This window comes from Variovorax sp. GW821-FHT10D07 (genome assembly GCF_059415325.1).
Map to the genome: position 1 here is coordinate 18,152 of NZ_JBWKMZ010000029.1, position 24,092 is coordinate 42,243.

Annotated in this window: 23 protein-coding genes; 9 read left to right on the forward strand and 14 right to left on the reverse strand. The window is 70.1% G+C overall.

Annotation, left to right across the window (positions count from 1 at the left end; translation table 11 throughout):
* Window positions 1-40: 40 nt before the first annotated feature.
* Window positions 41-1,033 (forward strand): tripartite tricarboxylate transporter substrate-binding protein, encoded by a 993-nt coding sequence (locus AC07PU_RS41420; RefSeq protein ID WP_495323567.1) that lies wholly within the window; start codon window positions 41-43, stop codon window positions 1,031-1,033.
* Between the two features lie 201 nt (window positions 1,034-1,234).
* Here AC07PU_RS41420 and AC07PU_RS41425 read toward each other — a convergent pair whose 3' ends face one another.
* The 3 genes from AC07PU_RS41425 to AC07PU_RS41435 form a co-directional block, all read right to left on the reverse strand.
* Window positions 1,235-2,575: an MFS family transporter gene (locus tag AC07PU_RS41425; RefSeq protein WP_093348443.1), complete on the reverse strand. Its 1,341-nt coding sequence runs from the start codon at window positions 2,573-2,575 to the stop codon at window positions 1,235-1,237.
* Between the two features lie 161 nt (window positions 2,576-2,736).
* Window positions 2,737-3,894 carry an alpha-hydroxy acid oxidase gene (locus AC07PU_RS41430; protein ID WP_208513188.1) on the reverse strand — a complete coding sequence of 386 codons (1,158 nt, stop codon included), beginning with the start codon at window positions 3,892-3,894 and terminating at the stop codon, window positions 2,737-2,739.
* A gap of 191 nt (window positions 3,895-4,085) precedes the next feature.
* Complete coding sequence (locus AC07PU_RS41435; protein ID WP_296784151.1) at window positions 4,086-4,970, reverse strand: LysR substrate-binding domain-containing protein; 885 nt, start codon at window positions 4,968-4,970, stop codon at window positions 4,086-4,088.
* A 262-nt stretch (window positions 4,971-5,232) separates the two neighbouring features.
* Between AC07PU_RS41435 and AC07PU_RS41440 the strand changes: the two genes are divergently transcribed.
* Window positions 5,233-6,894, forward strand: coding sequence for an L-lactate permease (locus tag AC07PU_RS41440; RefSeq protein ID WP_495323568.1), 1,662 nt, complete (start codon window positions 5,233-5,235; stop codon window positions 6,892-6,894).
* Here AC07PU_RS41440 and AC07PU_RS41445 read toward each other — a convergent pair.
* A complete protein-coding gene (locus tag AC07PU_RS41445) occupies window positions 6,872-7,480 on the reverse strand; it encodes a TetR/AcrR family transcriptional regulator (RefSeq protein WP_093349248.1) in 609 nt (202 codons plus the stop codon). The two genes, AC07PU_RS41440 and AC07PU_RS41445, sit on opposite strands and share 23 nt — an antisense overlap.
* 136 nt (window positions 7,481-7,616) lie before the next feature.
* Here AC07PU_RS41445 and AC07PU_RS41450 point away from each other — a divergent pair, with 136 nt between their 5' ends.
* Complete coding sequence (locus tag AC07PU_RS41450; protein ID WP_057595284.1) at window positions 7,617-8,048, forward strand: nuclear transport factor 2 family protein; 432 nt, start codon at window positions 7,617-7,619, stop codon at window positions 8,046-8,048.
* Between the two features lie 64 nt (window positions 8,049-8,112).
* Window positions 8,113-8,556 (forward strand): cyanase, encoded by a 444-nt coding sequence (cynS, locus tag AC07PU_RS41455; RefSeq protein WP_093348453.1) that lies wholly within the window; start codon window positions 8,113-8,115, stop codon window positions 8,554-8,556.
* 1 nt (window position 8,557) lies between these two features.
* Here the strand turns inward: cynS and AC07PU_RS41460 are convergent, their stop codons facing one another.
* A complete protein-coding gene (locus AC07PU_RS41460; RefSeq protein WP_093348456.1) occupies window positions 8,558-9,340 on the reverse strand; it encodes an SDR family oxidoreductase in 783 nt (260 codons plus the stop codon).
* Between the two features lie 368 nt (window positions 9,341-9,708).
* Here AC07PU_RS41460 and AC07PU_RS41465 point away from each other — a divergent pair, with 368 nt between their 5' ends.
* Window positions 9,709-10,404: a TetR/AcrR family transcriptional regulator gene (locus AC07PU_RS41465; RefSeq protein WP_495323569.1), complete on the forward strand. Its 696-nt coding sequence runs from the start codon at window positions 9,709-9,711 to the stop codon at window positions 10,402-10,404.
* Here the strand turns inward: AC07PU_RS41465 and AC07PU_RS41470 are convergent, their stop codons facing one another.
* The 4 genes from AC07PU_RS41470 to AC07PU_RS41485 are packed head-to-tail and all read right to left on the reverse strand — an operon-like array spanning window position 10,405 to window position 15,782.
* Window positions 10,405-11,802, reverse strand: coding sequence for a coniferyl aldehyde dehydrogenase (locus AC07PU_RS41470; protein WP_495323570.1), 1,398 nt, complete (start codon window positions 11,800-11,802; stop codon window positions 10,405-10,407).
* A gap of 52 nt (window positions 11,803-11,854) precedes the next feature.
* Window positions 11,855-13,150, reverse strand: coding sequence for a DSD1 family PLP-dependent enzyme (locus AC07PU_RS41475; protein WP_495323571.1), 1,296 nt, complete (start codon window positions 13,148-13,150; stop codon window positions 11,855-11,857).
* Complete coding sequence (locus tag AC07PU_RS41480) at window positions 13,147-14,586, reverse strand: D-arabinono-1,4-lactone oxidase (protein ID WP_495323572.1); 1,440 nt, start codon at window positions 14,584-14,586, stop codon at window positions 13,147-13,149. The genes AC07PU_RS41475 and AC07PU_RS41480 overlap by 4 nt, the downstream gene beginning before the upstream one ends.
* A gap of 14 nt (window positions 14,587-14,600) precedes the next feature.
* On the reverse strand, window positions 14,601-15,782 hold the full coding sequence (locus AC07PU_RS41485) for a porin (protein ID WP_495323573.1): 1,182 nt from the start codon (window positions 15,780-15,782) through the stop codon (window positions 14,601-14,603).
* Window positions 15,783-16,219: 437 nt separating this feature from the next.
* On the opposite strand from AC07PU_RS41485, the gene AC07PU_RS41490 reads away from it, so the two are divergent.
* Window positions 16,220-17,011 carry a hypothetical protein gene (locus tag AC07PU_RS41490; RefSeq protein ID WP_495323574.1) on the forward strand — a complete coding sequence of 264 codons (792 nt, stop codon included), beginning with the start codon at window positions 16,220-16,222 and terminating at the stop codon, window positions 17,009-17,011.
* Between the two features lie 9 nt (window positions 17,012-17,020).
* Here AC07PU_RS41490 and AC07PU_RS41495 read toward each other — a convergent pair whose 3' ends face one another.
* Together AC07PU_RS41495 and AC07PU_RS41500 are read right to left on the reverse strand one after the other, a co-directional pair.
* Complete coding sequence (locus tag AC07PU_RS41495; RefSeq protein WP_093348473.1) at window positions 17,021-17,731, reverse strand: response regulator; 711 nt, start codon at window positions 17,729-17,731, stop codon at window positions 17,021-17,023.
* Between the two features lie 18 nt (window positions 17,732-17,749).
* Window positions 17,750-19,327, reverse strand: a complete 1,578-nt coding sequence (locus tag AC07PU_RS41500) for an ATP-binding protein (RefSeq protein WP_490879146.1) — start codon at window positions 19,325-19,327, stop codon at window positions 17,750-17,752.
* Window positions 19,328-19,506: 179 nt separating this feature from the next.
* Here AC07PU_RS41500 and AC07PU_RS41505 point away from each other — a divergent pair, with 179 nt between their 5' ends.
* Genes AC07PU_RS41505 through AC07PU_RS41515 form a run of 3 tightly spaced genes read left to right on the forward strand, consistent with a single transcriptional unit; the run spans window position 19,507 to window position 20,201 of the window.
* Entirely contained in the window at window positions 19,507-19,659 is a 153-nt protein-coding gene (locus AC07PU_RS41505; protein WP_177239448.1) for a hypothetical protein, read from the forward strand.
* Window positions 19,656-19,871 (forward strand): hypothetical protein, encoded by a 216-nt coding sequence (locus tag AC07PU_RS41510; protein ID WP_495323575.1) that lies wholly within the window; start codon window positions 19,656-19,658, stop codon window positions 19,869-19,871. The genes AC07PU_RS41505 and AC07PU_RS41510 overlap by 4 nt, the downstream gene beginning before the upstream one ends.
* A gap of 3 nt (window positions 19,872-19,874) precedes the next feature.
* Entirely contained in the window at window positions 19,875-20,201 is a 327-nt protein-coding gene (locus AC07PU_RS41515) for a hypothetical protein (RefSeq protein ID WP_495323576.1), read from the forward strand.
* A gap of 3 nt (window positions 20,202-20,204) precedes the next feature.
* Here AC07PU_RS41515 and AC07PU_RS41520 read toward each other — a convergent pair whose 3' ends face one another.
* The 3 genes from AC07PU_RS41520 to AC07PU_RS41530 all read right to left on the reverse strand — a co-directional run bounded on the left by AC07PU_RS41520 (window position 20,205) and on the right by AC07PU_RS41530 (window position 24,030).
* Window positions 20,205-20,888, reverse strand: coding sequence for a response regulator (locus AC07PU_RS41520; RefSeq protein ID WP_093348480.1), 684 nt, complete (start codon window positions 20,886-20,888; stop codon window positions 20,205-20,207).
* Between the two features lie 5 nt (window positions 20,889-20,893).
* Complete coding sequence (bamA, locus tag AC07PU_RS41525) at window positions 20,894-23,293, reverse strand: outer membrane protein assembly factor BamA (RefSeq protein WP_495323577.1); 2,400 nt, start codon at window positions 23,291-23,293, stop codon at window positions 20,894-20,896.
* 65 nt (window positions 23,294-23,358) lie between these two features.
* Window positions 23,359-24,030: a nuclease-related domain-containing protein gene (locus AC07PU_RS41530; RefSeq protein ID WP_093348486.1), complete on the reverse strand. Its 672-nt coding sequence runs from the start codon at window positions 24,028-24,030 to the stop codon at window positions 23,359-23,361.
* Between the last annotated feature and the right edge of the window lie 62 nt (window positions 24,031-24,092).

Sequence of the window (24,092 nt, forward strand, 5' to 3'; positions counted from 1 at the left end):
CCCTCTTTTCGCATTCGACCTTTCAATACCCGGAGACTCCATGACCCAGCGTTCCGCTTTCGCCTTCGCCCTCGCCACGGTGGCCGCCGCCTGCGCCTTCACCGTGCAGGCGCAGGACTTCCCGGCGGGCAAGCCCGTCACCATCGTCGTGCCCTTCGCGGCCGGCGGCCCCACCGACCGCGTCGCGCGCGACCTCGCCGAGGCGCTGCGCAAGCCGCTGGGCGGTGCCAGCGTGATCATCGACAACGTGCCCGGCGCGGGCAGCTCGATCGGCGCGGCCAAGGTGGCGCGCGCGGCACCCGACGGCTATACCCTGCTGCTCAACCACATCGCCATGGCCACCGTGCCGACGCTGGTGCGCAACGTGCTGTTCAAGGTCGAGACCGATTTCGAATACCTGGGCATCGTCAACGACGTGCCGATGACCCTGATCGCCAAGCCCAGCCTGCCGGCCAACAACTACGCCGAGCTGTCCTCGTGGGTGACGGCCAACAAGGGCAAGATCAACATCGGCAATGCCGGCGTGGGTTCGGCCTCGCACCTGTGCGGCCTGCTCTACCAGAGCGCCACCAAGACCGAGATGACGCCCGTGCCCTACAAGGGCACCGCGCCGGCCATCACCGACCTGATCGGCGGCCAGATCGACCTGCTGTGCGACCAGACCACCAACACCTCGCCGCAGATCGAGGCCAAGAAGGTCAAGGCCTATGCCGTGACCTCGCCCAAGCGCCTGACCACGCCGCTGCTGAAGGACCTGCCCACCCTGCAGGAAGCTGGCCTGAAGGACTTCCAGGTCACGATCTGGCACGGCCTGTATGCGCCCAAGGGAACGCCGGCACCGATCCAGAAGAAGCTCAACGAAGCCCTGAAGGCCGCGTTGAAGGACGCCGACTTCATCAAGCGCGAGGAAGCGCTGGGCGCCGTGGTTGCGACCGACGGGCGCATCGAGCCCGAGGGCCACAAGAAGTTCGTGGCGGCCGAGATCGCGAAGTGGAGCCCGATCATCAAGGCCGCGGGCGTGTACGCGGATTGAGCACCGCGCGGTGCAGTCGGTGCGTCAGAGGTGCTGCGAGATCAGCACCGCGGCGCCCGCGAGCGAGATCGCGCCGCCGACGAGTTTTCTGAGGTTGTTAAGCGTCATGGTGGTTCTCCTGGCTGAGGCTCCATGGTGCCGCGCTTCACCCCGGCGCGGGTTTGGAAATCCTCATGCCGGGGATAGCCACGGCCACGCAGGTCAATGGTCGTGGTGCAGATAGCTGGCCTGCCGCGGCAGCCGCAGGCTTACGAGGAAGGCGATCACCATCATCGCGCTCACGTACCAGAAGAAGGCCGACTCGTGGCCCAGTGACTTGAGCCCCAGCGCCACGTACTCGGCCGAGCCGCCGAAAATCGCGTTGGCCACCGCGTAGGCCAGGCCCACGCCCAGCGCGCGCACCTCGGGCGGGAACATCTCGGCCTTCACGATGCCGCTGATCGAGGTGTAGAAGCTCACGATGGCCAGCGCCACGATGATCAGCACGAAGGCCAGCACCGGGCTGGTGGTGTGCTGCAGCGCGGTGAGGATCGGCACGGTGGCGATCGCGCCCAGGCCGCCGAACAGCAGCATGTTGTTGCGCCGGCCGATGCGGTCCGACAGTGCGCCGAACAGCGGCTGCATGCACATGTAGGCGAACAGGGCGCCGGTCATCACGTAGCTCGCGGTCTTGATCGGCAGGTGCACCGTGTTCACCAGGTACTTCTGCATGTAGGTGGTGAAGGTGTAGAAGATCAGCGAGCCGCCGGCCGTGTAGCCCAGCACGGTGAGGAAGGCCGGCGTGTGGTGCCTGAACAGGCCGCCGATGCTGCCGGCCTCCTTGTTCTTCTTCGCTTCGTCGCTCTGGGTCTCGTGCAGCGTGCGGCGCAGCAGCAGCGCGACCACCGCGGCGATGGCGCCGATCACGAACGGGATGCGCCAGCCCCAGGCCTTGAGCTCGGCCTCGCTCAGCAGCTGCTCGAGCACCACGATCACCAGCACCGCGAGCAGCTGGCCGCCGATCAGCGTGACGTACTGGAACGAGGAGAAGAAGCCGCGCTGGCCGCGCAGCGCGACCTCGCTCATGTAGGTGGCGGTGGTGCCGTATTCGCCGCCCACCGACAGGCCCTGGAACAGCCGGCACATCAGCAGCAGGAACGGCGCCCAGGCGCCGATGGCCGCGTAGGTCGGCAGGCAGGCGATGACCAGCGAGCCGCCGCACATCATCGTGACCGAGATCAGCATCGAGGTCTTGCGCCCGAGCCGGTCGGCGATGCGGCCGAACAGCCAGCCGCCGATCGGCCGCATCAGGAAGCCGGCCGCGAACACGCCCGCGGTGTTGAGCAGCTGCGCGGTGGGATCGGACTTGGGGAAGAAGGCCGGCGCGAAGTAGAGCGCCGAGAACGCGTAGACGTAGAAGTCGAACCACTCGACCAGGTTGCCCGAGGAGGCCGCCATGATCGCGAACACGCGGTGGCGTTTTTCTTCCGCGGTGTAGTGGGGTGGGGATGCGGAAGCCGCCGGGCTTCCCGGGCTCGCGTGGAGGGGCGTGGTCGCGCTCATGGTGCCTGTGGGCCACCGAACGGGCCGGCGGCCGTGTTGTTGTTGCCGGACCATTCTGCGCCGCACGATGACCGGGTCGTGTCAGCCGGTGCCGCATCGGCCTATCGCCGATGGGGCCTTGCGCGCGGCCCGCGCCCCCGGAACGGACCCATGGCAGCCGGCTAGAACGTGCCCGGCAGCAGGATGCCCGAATCCACCGTGTTGATGTCGGTATGGCCGCAGAAGGCCATGGTCACGTCGAGTTCCTTGTGGATGATCTGCAGCGCGCGCGTCACGCCGGCCTGGCCGTAGGCGCCGAGGCCGTAGAGGAAGCTGCGGCCGATCATCGTGCCGCGGGCGCCGAGGGCGCGCGCCTTGAGCACGTCCTGGCCGCTGCGGATGCCGCCGTCCATCCAGACCTCGATGTCGCGGCCCACGGCGTCGGCGATGGCCGGCAGCGCGCTGATCGAGGAGGGCGCGCCGTCGAGCTGGCGCCCGCCGTGGTTCGACACGATCAGCGCGTCGGCGCCGCTGTTCGCGGCCAGCCGCGCGTCTTCCGCGTCGAGGATGCCCTTGAGGATCAGCTTGCCGCCCCAGCGCTTCTTGATCCACTCGATGTCGCCCCAGTTCAGCGCCGGGTCGAACTGCTCGGCGGTCCACGAGGACAGCGAGGACAGGTCCTTCACGCCCTTGGCATGGCCCGCGATGTTGCGGAAGGTGCGGCGCTTGGTGCCCAGCATGCCGAGGCACCAGTGCGGCTTGGTCGCGAGGTTCAGCAGGTTCTTGATGGTGGGCTTGGGCGGCGTGGTCAGGCCGTTCTTGATGTCCTTGTGGCGCTGGCCGAGGATCTGCAGGTCGAGCGTGAGCTGCAGCGCCGACACGTTGGCCGCGCGCGCGCGGTCGATCAGGCGCTCGATGAAGTCGCGGTCCTTCATCACGTAGAGCTGGAACCAGAACGGATGGCGGTCGGTGTTCTCGGCGATGTCCTCGAGCGAGCAGATGCTCATGGTCGAGAGCGTGAACGGGATGCCGAAGGCCTTGGCCGCGAGCGCGCCCAGGATCTCGCCGTCGGCGTGCTGCATGCCCGTGAGGCCCGTGGGCGCGATCGCCACCGGCATCGCCACGTCCTGCCCGATCATGGTGGTGCGGGTGGAACGGCCCTCCATGTTGACCGCCACGCGCTGGCGCAGCTTGATCTTCTGGAAGTCGCTCTCGTTGGCGCGGTAGGTGCCCTCGGTCCACGCGCCGGAGTCGGCGTAGTCGTAGAACATCTTCGGCACGCGCCGCTTGGCGACCACCCGCAGGTCTTCGATGCAGGTGATCTTGGAAAGGTCGGGCACGGGGAGTCTCCTGTGGAACGGGGTTGTTGTCGTGGGCGGGCCTGGGGGCCGGGCCGCCGCCATTATTGGGCAGCAGCCCCTCCCGCAGCGCAACGCGCGGCGCCGTGAGTGTGGCCGCGGCGGGCCCCGGCGGGGCTGAAAAACGCTGCGCGGCGATCTGAAAAAAATTCAGGCGGCCGCTTCCCGCCTCGTCAGCCCTCGAGCGACTGCCGGGCCCAGGCCACGAAGGCCGCGCATTCGGGGCGCTCCAGCGCGCCCGGCCGCCAGCACAGGAAGTAGTGGTTGGGCGAGGGCACGCTGACCGGCGACAGCCGCACCAGCCGGCCGCCGTCGATCCAGGCGCGGCCCAGGTGCAGCCGCATCAGCGCCACGCCCAGGCCCTCGGCGGCCGCCTCGAGCAGCAGGCCCAGGTCGGTGAACTGGGCGCCGCTGGCCGGCTCGGGCAGGCCGATGCCGTGGGCCGCGAACCAGATGCGCCAGTTCTCGAGCGGGGTGCGCAGCAGCTGGGCGCGTTCCACCTCGGCCCGGGTCGCGAAACCCTCGAACGGGCCGTGGCGCTTCAGGTAGGCCGGGCTGCACACGGGCGTGAGCGCATCGGCCGGGAACTGCAGGAACTCGCGCTGGCGGAACGGCCCGGCGCCGAAACGCAACTCGATGTCGGCCTCGTCGAGCGCGTTCTCGCGCATCGGCGCCGTCACCTGCATCACCAGCTCGACCTCGGGATGGGCCTCGCAGAAACGCGCGAGCTGCGGCATCAGGATCTGGCGCGAGAAGGTGGGCGTGACGGCCACGCGCAGCCGGCGGGTGTGGGGCGCGGCCTCGCGGCCCGGCACCTGCTCGAGCGCGAAGATGGCCTCGCGCACCCGCGCCAGGTAGACGATGCCGTCGGCGCTGAGGCTGAAGTCGCTGCCCGCGAAGAAGCGCAGGCCGAGCTGCGACTCGAGCTGGCGGATGCGGTGGCTCACGGCGCTGGGCGTCACGCTGAGCTCCTCGGCCGCCAGGTTCACGCTGCGCAGGCGCGCGACGGCCTCGAAGGCGAGCAGGCCCTGGGTGGACGGGAGGCGCGTGGAAGCCATGAAGGTGTGGAGGGCAGTGCGTAGAAGGAGGTTGTACCCGAGGGCGCGGGGCGGCCCACGGTTGTCCGCAGGTGGTGCGCCGCGGGGCCCGCGGGCGTACGATGGTATCGAAGCGCCGCGGGCCCGACCGCCCCGGCGCTTCGTTTCGCCGCGCCGCAATGCAGTGCAGAGGGGACAGGTGGAAAGGAACAGGGGGTCTGAGCGATCGCAGTGTGTTGCAGCGCATCCGTTACATCGAATACAACAGTACGGAGACAGACACATGGTTTGGCAACAGGTTTACAACCCGTTCGGGAACATGGTGGTATCGACGGCGCTCGCCGCGATACCGGTGGTGGTGATGCTGGTGTGCCTCGGCCTCCTGCACGTCAAGGCCCACTTCGCGGCCGGGCTCGGCCTCCTCAGCGCGCTGGCGATCGCGGTCTTCGCCTTCGGCATGCCGGCCGACATGGCGGGCAAGGCCGCCTTCCTCGGCGGCATCACCGGGCTGCTGCCGATCGGCTGGATCGTGCTCAACATCATCTTCCTGCAGCAGCTCACGCAGCAGAACGGCAGCTTCCAGGTGCTGCAGGATTCCATCGCCGGCATCACCGAGGACCGGCGGCTGCAGCTGCTTTTGATCGCCTTCGCCTTCGGCGCCTTCTTCGAGGGCGCGGCCGGCTTCGGCACGCCGGTGGCGGTCACGGCCGCCATCCTGATCGGGCTGGGCTTCTCGCCGCTCGCGGCCTCGGGGCTCTCGCTGATCGCCAACACGGCGCCGGTGGCCTTCGGCGCGCTCGGCACGCCGGTGCTCACTTTGGCCAAGGTGCACGGCTACGACCTGATGGCCGTCACCGCGATGATCGGCCGGCAGCTGCCCTTCTTCTCGGTGCTGGTGCCGTTCTGGCTGATCTGGGCCTTCGCGGGCCGCAAGGGCATGTGGGAGGTCTGGCCGGCGATTCTGGTCACCGGCGTCTCGTTCGCGATCCCGCAGTACCTGGTGTCGAACTTCATCGGCCCCGAGCTGGTGGACATCATCGCGGCCATCGTCTCGATGGTCTGCCTGGTGCTGTTCCTGCGCGTGTGGAAGCCCGCCAAGGCGTGGACCTCGGTCTCGCTCAAGGGCCACGAGGCCGACGGCGGCGAGGCCGCGCCGGTGGGCGCGCCCGCCAAGCACCCCACCGCTGCGGTGGTGCGGGCCTGGACCCCGTGGCTGATCCTCACGGTGTTCGTGTTCATCTGGGGCCTGCCCTCGGTCAAGACCTGGCTCAACGGCATCTTCGCGCCCAACTTCCCGATCGAGGGACTGCACAACATGATCGAGAAGGTGGCGCCGGTGGTGCCCAAGCCGACCAAGGAAGGCGCGGTCTACCAGCTGCTGCTGCTCTCGGCCACCGGCACGGGCATCCTGGTGTCGGCGCTCGTGGGCGGCCTGGTCATGAAGTACAACCCGGTCCAGCTCGTGGCCGCCTACGGCCGCACGCTGTGGCTGGTGAAGTTCTCGCTGCTCACCATCGTGCTGATGCTCGCGCTGGGCACGCTCACGCGCTACTCGGGGCTCGACACCACGCTGGGCCTGGCCTTCGCCAACACCGGCGTGCTCTATCCCTTCTTCGGCACCCTGATGGGCTGGCTGGGCGTGGCGCTCACGGGGTCCGACACGGCCTCGAACGTGCTGTTCGGCGGCATGCAGAAGGTGGCGGCCGACCAGCTCGGGCTGAGTCCCAACCTCATGGGCGCGGCCAACAGCTCGGGCGGCGTGATGGGCAAGATGATCGATGCGCAGTCGATCGTGGTGGCCTCGACCGCCACGCGCTGGTTCAACCACGAGGGCGAGATCTTGCGCTACGTGTTCTTCCACTCGATCGCGCTGGCCTGCCTGGTCGGCATCCTCGTGACCCTGCAGGCCTATGTGTGGCCGTTCACCGCGATGGTGGTGAAGTAGGCGCCGCGGCGTCGGCCAGCGCGCGCAGCAGCCGGCGCAGGTCCTCGACCGCCTCGCGCACCAGCTCGGCGCCGCCCATCTGCGCCTTGACGATCGCGCCGTCGATGCCGATGGCGGCGGCCTGCGCGAGCGCCATGCGCTGTGGCAGCGTGGTGGGCAGCAGGTCGGCGATCACCTCGACCATCTCGCGCTTGTGATCGCGCGCGCGCTCGGCCGCGCCCTCGACGCTGCCGCCGACCTCGGCCACGGCGTTGATGAAGGCACAGCCGCGGAACACCGGGTCGGTGAACCATTCGGCCATCACGTCGGCCAGCAGCAGCAGGGCCTGCGCGTCGCCGCTGCGCTCGTGCGCGCCGCGCCGCCCCAGCGCATCGACGAACCAGGCCATCCAGCGCGCATGCCGGTGGTCGAGGAAGGCGCGCACCAGGTCGTCCTTCGAGGGGAAGTGGCGGTAGAAGGTGACCTTGGTCACGGCCGAGGCCGCGATCACGCGGTCGATGCCGGTGGCGCGGATGCCGTCGGCATAGAAGAGGTCGTGCGCCGTGAGCAGGATGCGCTCGCGCGCGGGCAGGGCGGAAAGGTCCAGGTCCATGGCGCGATTGTAGGCACTCCCGCGGCCATGTAGACAGGTCTGTCTACATGTGGCACATTGCGGCCGGGCTACACCGCCTTTTCCTTCCAACCTTCCCTTCCAACGTTCCCCTCTTCACCGAAAGACCGCCATGGAATCCGAATCCCGCCCGCCGCTGCCCCCGTTCACGCTCGAGACCGCGCTCAAGAAGGTCCAGGCCGCCGAAGACGCCTGGAACACGCGCGACCCGGTGCGCGTGAGCCTGGCCTACACGCCCGACACCGAATGGCGCAACCGCGCCGACTTCGTCAACGGCCGCGAGCAGGTGGTGCAGTTCCTGCAGCGCAAGTGGGTGCGCGAGCTCGACTACCGCCTGAAGAAGACGCTCTGGGCCTTCATGGACAACCGCATCGCGGTGCGCTTCGAGTACGAATGGCACGACGACTCGGGCCACTGGTTCCGCAGCCATGGCAACGAGAACTGGGAGTTCGCGCCCAACGGCCTGATGCAGCGGCGCTACGCGAGCATCAACGACCAGCCCATCGCGGAGTCGGAGCGCAAGTTCCGCTGGGAACGCGCCTGATCGCGCCGGGCCGGGCGGCACGCCTGTTGCTTGCCCGTGTCCGGCACTCAAGGAGCACCTGAACATGAACCGCAACGACGTCACCGAGAAGATCATCGCCACCAAGGTGGCCAAGGGCCTGCAGTGGGCCGATGTCGCGAAGAAGCTCGGCCTCTCGAAGGAATGGACCACCGCCGCCTGCCTCGGCCAGATGACGCTCGACGAGAAGCAGGCCAAGATCGTCGGGCGCATCTTCGGCCTCAGCGCCGAGGAGCAGAAGTGGCTGCAGGTGGTGCCGTACAAGGGCTCGCTGCCCTCGGCGGTGCCGACCGATCCGCTGATCTACCGCTGGTACGAGATCGTCAGCGTCTACGGCACCACCATCAAGGAGCTGATCCACGAGGAGTTCGGCGACGGCATCATGAGCGCCATCGACTTCAGCATGGACATCCAGCGCCAGCCCGATCCCAAGGGCGACCGCGTGAACGTGGTGCTCTCCGGCAAGTTCCTGCCCTACAAGACTTATTGAATCAGAAGGCGTAGTCGGCCGGCTCCTCGGGCGCGCTGTCCGAGCGGCCGCCCGGCGAGCGCAGCAGCGCGGGCACGGGGTGCGCCGCGTAGTAGCCGCCCTCGATCGCGCCGACGATCGAACGCGCCACCGCGTCGGCCGGTGCCAGCAGGCGCCGCCGCGTCGACATGCGCTCGCCGGCCAGGCCCGCGGCGATGCGCTCGAGGCGCGGGTCGCCCGGCGGTGCCAGCTCGGGATGGAGCACGCTCACGCGCACGCGGCCCGCATGCTCCTGGCGCAGGCCCTCGGAGATCGCGTCCACCGCGTACTGCGTGCCGTGGTAGACGGCCGACTCCGCCGTCACGCCCGTGACGGACACCGGCGCGAGGTTCACGATGTGGCCCCAGCCCTGCTCCTGCATCGTCGGCAGCACGGCCGCGATGCCGAGCAGCACGCCGCGCAGGTTGACGTCGATCATGAGCTCCCACTCCTCGATCTTGCGCATCCACAGCGGCGAGCGCGGCATCACGCCCGCGGCGTTGACCAGCGCGTCGATGCGGTCGTGGCGCTCGAGCGCGAGTTCGGCGAAGGCCTCCATCTCGGGGCGCAGCGTGACGTCGAGCCGCTGGAAGCTCGCCGAGCCGCCGATGGCCCGGATCTCGGCCGCGAGCGCCGCGAGCCGGTCGGTGCGGCGCGCACCGAGCACCACGTGGGCACCGCGCCGCGCGAGCAGCCGCGCGGTCGCTTCGCCGATGCCACTGCTCGCGCCGGTGATGAGAACGACTTTGTCCTGGATTGCGGTCATGGAAAACTCCTCGTGCTGAAGGGGATGCACAGGCGCCATGGGGGCTCCCGGCATGGTGAGAAGTTTCGCGCCCGGCGCGCTCCAGGCGGTATCCGGATCGAACGCGGTTCTTGCCTTTTTCTCCGAAACAAGGGGGCCGGCGCCGACAGCGCCGAGGCGCGCGCGAACTTTCTTCTCGCAGAGCCCATCTTCGGTGCATGGCCGTTCCGGGGCTGGCCGTTTCCGGCCCTGTGTCCGCCGGTTCTTGCCCGATCCTTCGCCGCGGCGGTGGCCCCGGCGGGCCGCAGGGCATCGCGCGGGGGCGCGGGCGCTGACTATAAGATGCCCGCATTCCGAACCGCCCGTACCCGACCCGCACCGCATCTCCCATGGTCAAGAACAACCTCCAGGAGCGCAAGCAGCGCGAACTCGAGCAGCGCCGCAAGGACATCCTGAAGGTGGTGCGCAAGCTGATCATCCGCGACGGCGCGCGCGAGGTGACGATGCGCAAGGTGGCCGAGGAATCGGGCTTCTCGAACACGGTGGTCTACACGCTGTTCGGCGACAAGGCCAGCATGATCACCAACGCGATCGACGAGGACATCATCCGCATGCACAAGCTGGTGCAGGCGGCGATCGCGAGCGGCGAGGGCGCTTTGGTGCGCGTGCGGCTGGCCTGCCGGGCCTACGTGGAGAACGGCCTGCGCCATCCCGACCAGTACTTCCTGGTGTTCATGGAACGCCGGCCCGCGGCGCCGGTCGAGACCTCGACGCTGGTGTTCGGCGATCCCGAGCGCGACCCCTATGCGCTGGTGCGCGGCCTCGCGGCGGAACTGGTGCGCGAGGGCTTCGTGGCAGCCGACGACACCCAGCTGCACGTGATCACGCAGCTGCTGTGGGAAGGCATCCACGGCATGACCTCGCTGCGCGTGTCGGGCGGCGACGATCCCTGGATCGAGCGCATCGACGCGATGGCGCACCTCGAGCTGCTGGTCGACGTGCTGCTGCTGGGCATCGTGCACCGCTTCGCGGGGCCGAAGGCGAAGGCGGCGCTGGCGCAGCTCGCGCCCGCCGCCAAGGGCTGATCAGCGCGCCAGCAGCCTGAGCATCCGCTCGAAGGTCTTGCCGTAGGGCGGCTTGAACAGGCCGAGCCCGTTGAGGCCCGACTGGTGGAACACCGGCTTCATCTTCGAGAAGGTCTGGAAGCCGAACTCGCCGTGGTAGGCGCCCATGCCGCTCGCGCCGACGCCGCCGAACGGCAGGTCGTCCTGCGCGATGTGCAACAGCGTGTCGTTGACGGTCACGCCGCCGGCCACGGTCTGGGCCAGCACGCGGTCGATGTCGGCGCGCTGCTTCTCGAACAGGTAGAGCGCGAGCGGCCGCGGCCGGGCGTTGACGTAGCCGATGGCCTCCTCGAGCGTGTCGTAGGGCACGAGCGGCAGCACGGGGCCGAAGATCTCCTCCTGCATCACGCGCATGCCGTCGCCCACGCCCGTGAGCAGCACCGGCGGCAGCCGCCGCGACGCGGGATCGGCCGGCGCATCGCCGAGCCGTTCCACCGCGGCGCCCTGCGCCTCGGCCTCGTCCACCAGCGCCTCGAGCCGCGCGAAATGGCGCGGGCTCACGATGCTCGTGTAGTCGGCATTGCGCGCCAGGTCGGGGTAGAGCGCGGCGAACACGCGCCGCGCGGCCTCGACGAAGCGCGCTTGCTGCTCGCGCGGCACCAGCACGTAGTCGGGCGCGATGCAGGTCTGGCCGGCATTGAGCGTCTTGCCCACGAGGATGCGTTCCACCGCCTTGTCGAAGGCGGCGCCGCGGCCCACGATGGCCGGCGACTTGCCGCCGAGCTCGAGCGTGACCGGCGTCAGGTGCTCGCTCGCGGCGCGCATCACGTGGCGGCCGACCTCGGTCGAGCCGGTGAACAGCAGGTGGTCGAAGGGCAGACTCGCGAATTCGCGCGCCACCTCGGCGTCGCCGTTGACCACCGCGATCTCGTCGGCCGCGAAGGCCGCGCCCACCAGCCGCGCGAACAGCTCGGCGAAGCGCGGCGTGTACTCCGACTGCTTGAGCATCGCGCGGTTGCCCGCGGCCAGCGCCGCCGTGAGCGGCCCGGCCGCGAGGTACAGCGGGTAGTTCCAGGGCACGACGATGCCGACCACGCCGAGCGGCTGCGGCATCAGCCGCGAGGACGCGGGCTTGAACCACAGGCCGGTGCTGCGGCGGCGCACGCGCATCCAGCGCTTGCCGTGGCGCAGCGCATGGTCGATGCCCTCGAGCGTGGGAAAGACCTCGGCCAGCTCGGTCTCCTGGCGCGGCCGGTTCGAGAAGTCGGCGCTGATCGCGGCCGCGATCGCGGCGCGGTGCTCGCGCACCAGCGCGCGCAGCCGGCGCAGGCGGTCGGCGCGCACGCTCCAGGGCGGGGCCTGGTCGCGCAGGCTGGCGGCGCGCTGGGCGTCGAAGAGGGGGCGCAGCTCTGGGGTCATGGAGGCCTCGGCGTGTCGGGGAATGGTCGGCGGCAAGTATGCCGGCCGGGCGTCAGCCGGTCTGGTGATAGACCGGCCAGGCGTCCTGGATCTTGCCGCCGCGCACGGTGATCAGGTCGCCGAACTGCAGCAGCACGCCCTCGGCGATCGCGGGCCGCAGGAAGACCTGGTCGTCGACCCGCAGGCCCACCGAGGGCGAGGCGTTGACGTTCTCCTGGTTCGCGCTGTGGCCCAGGATGCCGTTGAATTGCAGGCCGCGCGGCGAGGCGTAGTCGGCCAGCCACCAGCCGCCGTAGATGTAGAAGGTCTGGCGCTGGTTCACGTCCCACCACGAGAAGATCCTCGACTTCGCATCGAGCGCGGGAATCTGCACCGGCCCCGTGGCCTTGAGCACCGGCGTGGCGATGAAGGCCGCGGGCTCGTGCTCGGCCAGGGTCTCGATGTCGTAGTGCGTGGGCTTGAGCAGCGCGGTGCCCACGCTGATCTCGGTGCTGAGCTTCTCGGCGCCGTGCAGCGTGTAGCTCGGGCTGCCGCCGGCATTGAGCGTGAGCCGCTCGTTCCACAGCGCGGGCCGGTGCGTGCGCGCGAAGTCGGCGAAGCCCTGGTAGATCGCCATCGCGCGCGCCAGCAGCTCCTCGGGCGTGCCGAGCACCTTGGGCACGCCGAAGCCCACGTGCGCGTCGTAGCCCATGAAGCCCGCGAACTCCAGCGCCGCCGGGTTGGCGTCGATCATCTCGAGCATGCGCGCGAGCGTCGCGTTGTCGGCCACGCCGCCGCGGTGCAGGCCGACGTCGATCTCGATGTTGACGCGCAGTCGCGTGCCCAGGCCGCCGGCCAGCGCGAGGTACTGCTGCAGCCGCTCGGGCGTGTCGACCAGCCACTGCAATTGGCGCGCGGCATCGAACGGGCCCTTGAGCTGGCGGTAGAACAGCGCCGCCGACTGCACCGGCAGCGGCTTGCCCAGCAGCAGGTCGAAGTCGGGGAACACGGCCGCGTCGACGTTGAGGAAGGGCTGGTGGAAGGACATCAGCCGGCGGCTGCCCGAGCGCTTCGCCACGTAGGCGATCAGCGACTGGCAGGGCAGCGACTTTTCGACGATGCGGTAGTGCTTGCCCGCGCGCTGCAGGCCGCCGGCCACGCGCTCGATGTTGGCGTCGAGCCGGTCGAGGTCGATCACCATGCAGGGCCGCATCGGCCCGTTGCGGCGCAGCTCGTCGTTGAGCACGCGGAAGTAGGGTTCGTGCGGCGCGCCCGCGTCGCCGGGGCGCAGCGCGAACGCGGCGGCCGCGCCCAGCCCGACGGTGCCGAGCGTGCCCAGCAACAGCTTTCTTCTCCGGCGTCCACTCATGATGCGATCCCGAACAGTTGCCGCAGATAGGGGTTGAGCAGGCGGCCCTGCGGATCGAGCCGTGCGCGCAGCGCGAGGAAATCGTTCCAGCGCGGATAGAGCGCGGCGAGCTCGGCGGGGCCGCGGTCGTGCAGTTTGCCCCAGTGCGGCCGGCCCTGGTACTTGCGGAAGATCGGGCCGATCTGCGAGAGCAGGTAGTCGTGCGGTTCGCCCACTGCCGCATGCACGGCGATCGAGCAGCTGTCGCGGCCATGGAAGGGGCTGAGCCAGGCATCGTCGGCCGGCACGAAGCGGAACTCGAGCGGAAAGAACACGTCGTTGCGCCGCTCGAGCGCCGCGATCACCTCGCGCAGGCAGGCGATGCCCTGGGCCTGCGGCACGTGGTACTCGGTCTCGTTGAAGCGCGTGGGCCGCTGGGTCGAGAGCAGCCGCCACGAGCGGTTCTTCGCCTCCTCGGTCTGGTCGCCGTCGATCAGCGCCGCGGCGACGCGGCGGCGCAGCGCCGGGAACCAGCCGAGCCAGTCGCGCAACCGGCGCAGGTCGCGCAGCATGTCCTCGTCGGCCGAGGGCGGTTGCACGGTGTCGCTGCCTTCGTAGAGGTCGTTCGCGATGCCCGCGGCATAGCCGGTGAAGGGCAGCACGTAGAACTCGAAGTTGCGATGCCGGCGCGCGAGCGCCGGTGCCTCGTCGAGCATGGCCGCGAGCGGGCGCAGGAACACGCGGCGGTGCAGGTTGAAGGCCGGCACGGTGCGCACCGTGGCCTCGCTGATCACGCCGAGGCAGCCGAGCGAGACGCGTGCCGCCGCGAACAGCTCGGGCTCGCGCGTGGCGCTGCATTCGATCGCTTCCGCGTTGGCGGTCACGAGGCGCAGCGCGGTCACTTCGGCATGCATCGCGGGCAGCGCGAGGCCGGTGCCGTGGGTGCCGGTGCTGATCGCGCCCGCGAAGGACTGCACGTCGATGTCGGGCAGGTTGCGCAGCGCGAGGCCGCGCACATCGAGCTCCTGCGACAGCACGGCGAGGCGCATGCCGGCCTGCAGGGTGGCGGTCTGCGCGGCGGCGTCGGTGCCGACGAAGGCCGACATGGCGTCGAGCGAGAGCAGCGTGGCGTCGGTGGGCACCAGCGCGGTGAACGAATGGCCCGCGCCGACGCAGCGCAGGCCGGTGCCGGCCGAAGCGCGCAGCACGGCGCGCAACTCGGTCTCGTCGGCCGGCGTGGCGAGCAGGCGAGGCTGGCAGTGCTGCAGGCCGGACCAGTTGCGCCAGGGCAGCGCGGCGGTGGCCGCGGCGGGCGTGGCGGGTGAAGCAGGCACGGGCGCGGGCACATCGGCCGCGCGCGCGCCGAGTCCGCTGGCGAGCAGCGCGCCGGCGCCGGCCTGCAGCACGGTGCGGCGGCGTGGTCCGCGCGTGTCGATGGAGGAGTGGCGGGGAGGCATCGCGTCGACGGGTCCTAGAAGCTGTGGCGCACGCCGAAGGTGACGCCGGTCTGCGTGCGGTCGACCGTGGGGCTCTGCGCATTGAGGCCCACGAGCTGCGCGCCCACCAGCCCGCCGCGGTAGATCGAGCGGTCGACCTCGGCATAGAGCATGGTGCGCTTCGACAGCAGGTAGCCCGCCACCACCTGGTACTGGCTGGCCGAGCCGTCGAAGTCGCTGGTGTGGCCGCGCTGCCGCGTGAACCAGGCGTTGAAGGCCAGCGTGAGCCAGGGCGTGGCCTTCCAGGTGAGGCCACCCAAGGCCATGCGGCGCTTGGCGAAGCCGCCTGGGAAGTTGGCGTCGAGCACCTGGACCGGCGAGATGATGCCGAGCCCGGCAAGATCGACCGGCGTGAACGGTCCGTTGGCGAAGGAGGTGAAGGCGTTGTCGCGCCGGTTGCCGATGTAGCCGGCCTGCAGCGTGAGGTTCTCGCCGATCAGGAACTGGGCACCGGCGGTGGCGATGTCGAAGCGCGCATGCGAGGCATCGTCGGTGCTGCGCATGAAGGCCGCCGCGAGCTTCACCGGGCCCTTCTCGGGAATGTAGGCCAGCCCCGCGCCGACCTGGCTGCCGCGGCGCGCCGAGCCCTCGCCTTCGCCGATCGCATACTGCGCGAGCAGCACCACGTCGCCGAGCTGCGCGCCGTAGTGGACCATGTTGTTGGTCTTGCTCGCGGCCAGCAGGGTGTGCTCGGGTTTGAAGGCGTTGAAGTAGTCGCCCCAGAGGTTCGAACCATAGGCGAGCGAGGCCGCTTCCATCGCCACGTTGTACTGGCGCCCGAAGGTCAGCTGGCCCCAGCGGTCCGACTGCAATCCGACCGAGGCGATCTGGAAGTGCTGCGGATCGCCCTCGGGCACGCGTTCGCCGTTGCGGATGTCGAAGTGGCTCTCGACCTGGAACAGCGCCTGCAATCCCCCACCGAGGTCCTCGCTGCCCTTGAGGCCCCAGAAGCTCTCGGAGAGCCCGCCGCCGCGGCTCATGCGCAGCCGCGAACGGCTTCGATAGGGAACGCCCTCGGCGGTGTACTCGGCGCCATGGCTCTCGTAGCGCAGGCTGGCATCGACGGTGCCGTACAGGGTGACGCTGCTCTGCGCCTGGGCCGCGGTTCCCGCGAGCACCAGCAATGCCGCCGATGCGATCGCGATCTGCTGTCTCATGTTGTGTCTCCTCCTGCCGGGTGGCTTGGAGCCCGGGCGTTGGCCGCGGGCTGGAAGTGCGCCGTCTTTGCGGCGCGGGCGGATGATAGAACGATGTTCTTTAATAAATCAACGTTTCTTTTCGTGGACGTTGTTTTTGATCAGGAGTGGAGGTCGTAGCGGGCTCACGCCGATGGGGTACTCCCCTCCGCGAATGTCCCCCGCCTTCGGCTCCTCCTTTATTTCGCTGCGGGGAGTACCCCATCGACGTGAGCCTGGACGCAGCGGTTGTTGAACCGCCGGCACCACCACTGCGCCTCCCGTGCACAGGGCAGTGGGTGCTTCCCGCAGCGAAATAAAGGAGGAGGCCGAAGGCCGGGGGACATTCGCGGAGGGAAGTACCCGCTGTCCTGTGCACGCCCCCCGAACCGCAACAAGCCCGCCCTAAGATCCTCGCCATGCCCTCCATCCGAACCTGGCGAACCGCCATCGCCGCCCTCTCATTCGTGGCAACAACAGCAGCGACGGCCGCCCCCACAGCCCAGGTCTTCGATCGCGTCGCCAAACCCGAAGCGGTCGATGCCCAATGGCGCCCCACGTTGTGTGCGCTGCTCTCGAAGTCCTGCAGCGCCGAGGAGCTCGGCCTCTACCGGCCGCGCGGCAGTGCCGAGGGCGAGTACGTGGTGCTGTCGGTGAAGCCGCTCGCGATGGCGCACGTGCAGAGAAATGCGGACGGAAGCTGGCGCCTGCAGCGGCTGCATGACTTCTCGGCCTACCAGGGCACGCCCTCGAAGCTCGGCGGTGGCCGCGAGCCGCAGCGCTCGCTTGCGCCGGCGCTCTATCCGCTGGCCGACGGCCGCTGGGCGGTCGCGGTGCAGAGCGCGTTCAGCGACATGTACTCGGGCGGCGGCGCCAGCTTCGTCGTCGCCGACTTCGTTCCGCTGGAAGGGGACCCGGCCACCGCCAAGCCGGCCTACGAAGACATCCCTTTCTGGTGCTCGCAGATGATCCGCGCCTGCTTCTCCGAGAAGGAATACAAGACCTCGCCGCACTGCCACGACGAGACCGCGGGCAGCCTGCGCATCGCCTATGCCGATGCCGCGCGGCCCGGCGCCCCCCATGGCTGGAGCTTCAGCTGGACCGAGAGCGAATGGCCCGCGCACAAGCCGCGCAGCGCGCGGCGCAGCGGCACCACGCGCTTCACCGCGGCCGACACCTCGGCCGTGCCGTTCTGCGGCGGTCCGCAGTAGCGGGGCGGTTCAGTCCGCGGGCGGCGGTGCTTCCCACGCGAAGCCCACGCCGTACACCGAGCGGATCCAGTCATGCCCGGGCGTCACCGCGCCGAGTTTGCGGCGCAGGTTCTTCACGTGGCTGTCGATCGCGCGCTCGGTCACGTCCACCGTGTCGTCGTAGGCCAGCTCGAGCAGCCGCGCGCGCGAGAAGATGCGCCCCGGATGGCGCGACAGCACCTGCAGCAGCCCGAACTCGCGGCGCGTGAGGTTCAACGGCGTGCCCTCGAGCGAGGCGCGCCAGTGCACGTCGTCGAGCACCAGCCCGGGCGCCGCCTCGTTCGCGGCGCGGCCCGGCGCTCCTTGTTCGGACACGCCCGGCGCCGCGCGGCGCAGCACCGCGCGCACGCGCGCCACCAGCTCGCGCGGCGAGAAGGGCTTGCAGACGTAGTCGTCGGCGCCGAGCTCCAGGCCCAGCAGCCGGTCGACCTCCTCGATGCGCGCCGTCAGCATGATGATCGGATGGGCCGTGTGCTCGCGCGCGCGCCGCAGCACCTCGATGCCGTCGAGCCGCGGCAGCATGATGTCGAGCAAGGTCAGGTCGGGCGGCGAGGCCACGATGCTCTCGAGCGCGCTCTGGCCATCGGCGAAGTGCGCGGTTTCGTAGCCTGCGTGGCGCAGGTAGTCCTGCACCACCGAGGCGATGTCGGCTTCGTCCTCGACGATCACGATGCGGGTCATGGGCAGCTCATGGGGAGGTCAAGGTGAGTTGGCCAGCGGCAGGGTGAGGGTGACGCGCAGCCCGCCCATCGGCGAGGGCGAGGCATCGATGGTGCCGCCATGCGCCTCGATGGTGGCGCGGCAGATCGAGAGTCCCAGGCCCGAGCCGCCATGCTCGCGGCTGCGCGAGGTCTCGCCGCGGAACAGGCGGTCGAACAGGCGTGGCAGCTCGCTCTCGGGCACGCCCGGCGCGCTGTCGTCGAACAGCAGCGTGAGGCTGTGGCCGGTCCATGGTCCTTCCACCGTGACGTCGATGCGCAGCACGCCGCCGGGATCGGTGTAGGCCAGCGTGTTCTCGAGCAGGTTCATGAAGACCTGGTGCAGCCGGTGCGCGTCGCCCTCGATCGCCGGCTGCTTGCGCGCCGCGATCAGGTCGATGGCGCGGCGGTCCACCGCGATGCCGCGCTGCGCGAAGCGGTCGCGCGTGTGGTCCAGCGCCTCCTTGAGCAGCGACAGCGGATAGACCGTGGTGGTCGGCAGGTCGCTCTGCGGCGCGCGCATGCTGCTGCGCAGGTCGTCCACCAGCTGGCCGAGACGGATCACCTGGCGGTGCAGCCGCAACGCCGTGCGTTCGTCGAAGGTGCGCACGCCGTCCTGCAGCGCCTCGATCTCGGCGCGCATCGCGGCCAGCGGCGTGCGCAGCTCGTGCGCGGCATCGGCCAGCCAGGCGCGGCGCGAGGCCTCAACCGTGTCGAGGCGCTGCGCCATGTCGTTGAAGGTCTTGCCCAGCAGCGCGAGTTCGTCCGAGCCCTGCACCACCACGCGCGTCGACAGCCGGCCGCGCGCCACGTCCTGCGCCGCCTGCGTCAGGTCGTCGACCGGCTTGAACCAGCGCCGCGCCAGCAGGTACGACAGCGCGAGCGCGAACATCAGGCCCGCGAGGCCGGTGAGCACGATCACGCCCGACTGCCGCGCCAGGAAGGCACGGTCGGCCTCGCTCTCCAGGCCCTGCAGCGGCGCCAGCGCGAGGTAGCCGATGACGGCCCGGCCGCGCCGTATCGGCAGGCGTGCCGCGTTCTCGGGATCGATGGTCGCGCCCACCACGCGTGCGCCCTGCGCGTCGAGCACCGCGAGCCGCTGGTAGATCGAGTCGGCCATCGCGCGCGGATCGGCGAAGAAGAAGGGCGGCGGCATGGCCGGGATCGCGCGCCGCGGCAGCAGCTCGAGCTGGCCCGGCGGCATCGGCGGTGGGCCGTTGTCGGCGGCGCCCTCGGGCGGGTCGACGCGCAGCGTGCGGTACTCGTACCACGGCGGCAGCCGGCGGTCGTCGGGCGCGCTGGCGTTGTCGAGCACGGTCGCCACGCGGCCCATCTGCAGCCGGTGCCAGGCCTCGTCGTTGTCGCGCAGGCTCTTCCAGTCGCCGTTGAGCACGTAGTGCTTGAGCACCAGCTGCGAGAGCCAGTCCATGCGGCGGATCTCGATTTCGGCCACGTAGGCGCCGAGGCCGCGCTGCAGCGCGAGGATCGAGAGCCCCGCGAAGCTCAGCAGCAGCACGATCAGCAGCGCGGCGAGCGCCAGGAAGATCTTGCGGGAGAGGGTCAGGCGCAGACGCGGCATGGTCTCGGGAGGTGAGGGCCGCATTCTGCGACAGGCGATGCGGGTGGCGCGGGCATGGCAGGCGGTGCGGCGGACGGAGGCGTCATCGGCAAGCCGTCGATCATGACCGCCAAATGTGGAGGAATCTGGGAGGGCCGATCTCCCATTTTTCTCCCGAATCGGCACGCACGATGGCGGCCATGACACCGTGCATCGACCTCCTGTGGCCCGCGCTCCTCGCGCTGTTCGGGCTGTTCGCTCCCGCCTGGATCTTCGCGATCCACTGGGCCGAGGGCCGCGCCACGCGGCCTGGCGTGGTCGGCGGCACGGCCGTCGGCGAGGAGTCGGCATGACCTCCGCGGAGCGTTCACCGTCGCTGGACCGGCGCGCGCTGCTGGCCATGCTCGGCGCGATCGGCCTGTCGGCCTCGGCGGGTTTCGCCGCCTCGGCCTGGCCGGCCCGCGCGCTCGGGCATGGCCCCGTGAAAGCGGTGCATGGCCCCCGGGCGCCCGAGGCCATGGCGTTGCCCGAGGAAGTCCCGCCGCCACCGCGCGCCGGAGGCTGAGCCATGCGGGGCACGACGATGCTTCCCGCGGCGCCCGCCGAGCGCCGCACCCGGCGCATGCAGCGCCTCGCGGGCGCGCTGGCCTTCTGCGGCCTCGCGGCCGGCACGGTGGTCGCGGTGCGCGACGAATGCCCGCCCGAGCCCGGCGGACGCGGCACGGCGCGCCGCATGCCGGTCTCCACGCTCGCGCCGATCATGGACGTCGAGCGCACCGCGCTGCCGCAGCAGGCCCGCCCCCGGCCCGGCCAGCCCGTCGACATCTACAGCCCCACCGCGCCGAAGCCGGGCACGCGCCGCGGCGCGGGGGCCTGCCGCTACCAGGCACGTTGAAACTCAGGCCGGCCGCTCCGCGAAGCTGAAGCCCACGCCGTAGATCGAGCGGATCCAGTCGTGCGCGGGCGCGGCGGCCGAGAGCTTGCGGCGCAGGTTCTTGATGTGGCCGTCGACCGCGCGCTCGTTGACTTCGAGTGCCTCGGGGAACGCGGCCTCGAGCAAGGTCGAGCGGCTGAACACCCGGCCCGGGTCGCCCGAGAGCGCGCGAAGCAGCAGCAGTTCGCGTCGCGTCAGCGCCAGCGGCCGGCCCTCGAGCCGCGCGCCGCCGTCGGCCTCGGCGAAGGCCACGGCCGCCGAGGGCCGTGCCGCGTGCCGGCGTTGCGCATGGCGGCGCAGCACCGTGTTCACGCGCGCCACCACCTCGCGCGGCGAAAAGGGCTTGCAGACGTAGTCGTCGGCCCCGAGGTCGAGCCCGCGCAGCCGGTCGGCCTCGCGCGTGCGCGCCGTCAGCATGATGATCGGATGGTCGCTCAGCGAGCGCACCGCCTCCAGCACCCGCAGGCCGTCGATGCGCGGCAGCGCCACCTCGAGCAGCGTGAGCGCGGGCGGCGCATGCAGGATGCGCTCGAGCGCGGCCGCGCCATCGGCGATCTGCTCGACCTCGTGGCCGGCGTCGTGCAGCAGGCCGTGCAGCACGGCGGCACTGCTGTGCCGGGCGTCTTCCACCAGCAGGATGCGGGCCATGGCGTTCAGAACGAGGTGCCGATCTGGAACTGCAGCCGCTGCGTGCGGTCGGCCGCGATGCCGTTGGCCGTGTCCGCCTTCTGGTAGAGCAGCGGCACCGCGTAGGCCAGCCGCAGCGGCCCGAGCGGCGAGATCCAGCTGATGCCCAGGCCGGCCGAGGCGCGCAGCTTGTTCTGCGCCTTCCATTGCGCATCGCTCATGCTGGCCGTGCGGTTCGCGAAGACGTTGCCCGCGTCGAGGAAGGTGTACAGCCGCAGCGAACGGTCGTTGCCCGCGCCCGGGAACGGCGTGCTGAACTCGAGGTTGAAGATCGCCTTGCGCGTGCCGCCCAGCGAACCGCCCGACACGGCATCGACCGGCCCCAGCGAGTTCTGCTCGAAGCCGCGGATCGAGCCCAGCCCGCCCGCGTAGAAATTCTTGAAGATCGGAAAGGCCGCGTCGCCGAGCGCGCGCGCATAGCCGAGCTCGCCGTTGAGCGCCAGCGTGTACTGCTTCGACAGCGGGAAGTACTGCTGGTACTGGTAGTTGCTCTTCAGGTAGCGCAGCGCGCCGCCCACGCCCACCTCGAGGTTCGCGCTCTGCAGCCGGCCCTGGGTCGGGATCAGCGCGCTGTCGCGGTCGTCGCGCGACCAGCCCAGCGTGGCCGGAAACGCCACCATGCTGCGGTTGGCGCAGCTCACGCTCGGTGCCGTGCCGGTGCACTGAAAGTAGTCAAGGTAGGCCTGCGGCGTGCCGGTGTAGACGTAGGAGCCGTCGACCAGCGTGTAGGTGCCGTTGCTGCCGGGCGTGAACGCATAGCGCTCGACGCCGATGCCCAGGTAGATGCGGTCGAGCTCGCCCACCGGGATGCCGAAGCGCACCGAGCCGCCGTCGCTCGCGAGCTTGTAGTTGCCGTCGGCCTCGTAGTAGGGCCGCGTGGTGGTGTGGAACAGGTTGACGGTGCGCGAGATCCCGTCCTTGGTGAAGTAGGGATCGGTGGCGGTCAGCGAGATCGTGCGGTTGTACGAGCTGGTGTTGACCTGCAGGCCCAGGTAGTTGCCGCTGCCGAACACGTTCTCCTGCGTGATGCCGAAGCTCAGCGAGATCTTGTCGGTCGACGAATAGCCGGCGCCGAGCTGCAGCGAGCCGGTGGGCTTCTCGGCCACCGTCACCGCGATGTCGACCTGGTCGGGCGAGCCGGGGATCTCCTGCGTCTCGACGTTCACCTCGGTGAAGAAGCCCAGCCGGTCCACGCGGTCGCGCGACAGCTTGATCTTGTTGCCGTCGTACCAGGCGCCTTCGTACTGGCGGAACTCGCGGCGGATCACCTCGTCGCGCGTGCGCGCGTTGCCGCCGATGTGGATGCGCCGCACATAGGCGCGGCGCGAGGGCTCGGCCTTCAGCACCATCGTCACGCGGTTGTTCGCGCGGTCGATCTCGGGCTCGGCCTGCACGCGCGCGAAGGCATAGCCGAAGATGCCGAAGTAGTCGGTGAAGGCCTTGGTGGTCGCCGTGACCTGCTCGCCGTTGTAGGGCTGGCCGGGCTTGATGGCGACCAGCGTCTTGAATTCGTCGTCGCGGCCCAGGTAGTCGCCCGCGAGCTTCACGCCCGCCACCGTGAACTTCTCGCCCTCGCTGATGTTGACCGTGACCGTGAGATCCTCGCGGTCGGGCGAGATCGCGACCTGGGTCGAGTCGACGCGGAACTCGAGGTAGCCGCGCGTGACGTAGTAGCTCTTCACCGTCTCGAGGTCGGCGTTGAGCTTGCTGCGCGAGTACTGGTTCGACTTGGTGTACCAGCTGAGCCAGCCGCCGCTGTCCTGGTCGAACAGGTCGAGCAGCGTGCTCTCGCTGAAGGCCCGGCTGCCCACGACGTGCACCGCGCGGATGCGCGCGGGCTCGCCCTCGGTCACGCCGAAGCTCAGGTTCACGCGGTTGCGTTCGCTCGGCGTGGCGGTGGTGACCACCTGCGCGTTGTAGAGGCCGCGGCCCAGGTACTGGCGCTTGAGCTCCTGCTCGGCGCGGTCGGCCAGCGCCTTGTCGTAGGGCCGGCCCTCGGCCAGCCCCACTTCGCGCAGCGCCTTCTGCAGCGCGGCCCTGTCGAATTCCTTGGTGCCGACGAAGTCGACGTCGGCGATGGTCGGGCGTTCCTCGACGATCACCACCAGCACGCGGCCGGTGACGTCGATGCGCACGTCCTTGAACAGGCCCAGCGCGAACAGCGCGCGGATGGCCTCGCTGCCGCGTTCGTCGCTGTAGGTGTCGCCGGCGCGCAGGCCGAGGGTCGCGAAGACGGTGCCCGCCTCCACGCGCTGCAGGCCTTCGAGACGGATGTCCTGCACGGCGAAGGGCTCGGCGGCCCGGGTGGAGGGTGCGATCAGCGCAGCGAGCAGCGCCAGGCCCGCGAGGGACTTCGGAGAGTTCATCGGCGCATGGTTTCGTCCAATGTCGGAGAAATTTGGGACGCCGCGCCGAGTTCACTTTCTCTCCTTTATTGCAGCCCGATGGCGTTGGCGGTCGGCCAGGCCGGGGCCGCCATCGGGGCCCGCGCGCCGGGCTCGCCGCAGGCGCGGCAGTTGCGCAGGTGGTCCTCGAGGCTCAGTTCGCCCTGCACCTCGAGCAGCCGCTGCACCGTGCGTTCGACCGCCTGCGCATCGAGCAGCGGATAGCTGCGCGCGGTGCGGCCGTTGTTGCGCACCAGCCGCGCGATGTAGGGCAGGTCCTGCTGCGTGATGACGGCCGCGGGCATCACGCCCTCGAGCGCCACGCCTTCGCAGGGCAGCAGCACGAAGTACTGCAGCCGCAGGTCGTCGGGCAGCAGGCTGCGCAGCTGCGTAGTCTTGCGCCCGCCCTGCCAGGCCGGGTCCTTCACCTCGCGCGCGCGGTTGCAGCCCTGCAACCGCAGGAACCAGCGCGGCGGCGCCTGGTCCGATTTCTTGCGGTAGACGAAGGCGTTGCGCCAGGCCTTGATCTCGAACAGGTAGACGCCGGTCTCGCAGACCACCACCGCGTCGATGCGCGCGGTGCGCACCGCGCAGCCCTCGGGCATCGGGATGATCAGGTTGCGAAGAATGCGCAGGTGGTCGAACGCGGGGCTGAATGCGTTGGCGAGCTGTTGCACGCCGAGCGAGGCGGCGAGGGTGCTTTGCAATGCGATGGTCATGGTGGCTCCTTCGAGTTAGGGCCTGTTGACGCTATGCAAGGGGTCGCGTTGCCCCGCAAAGG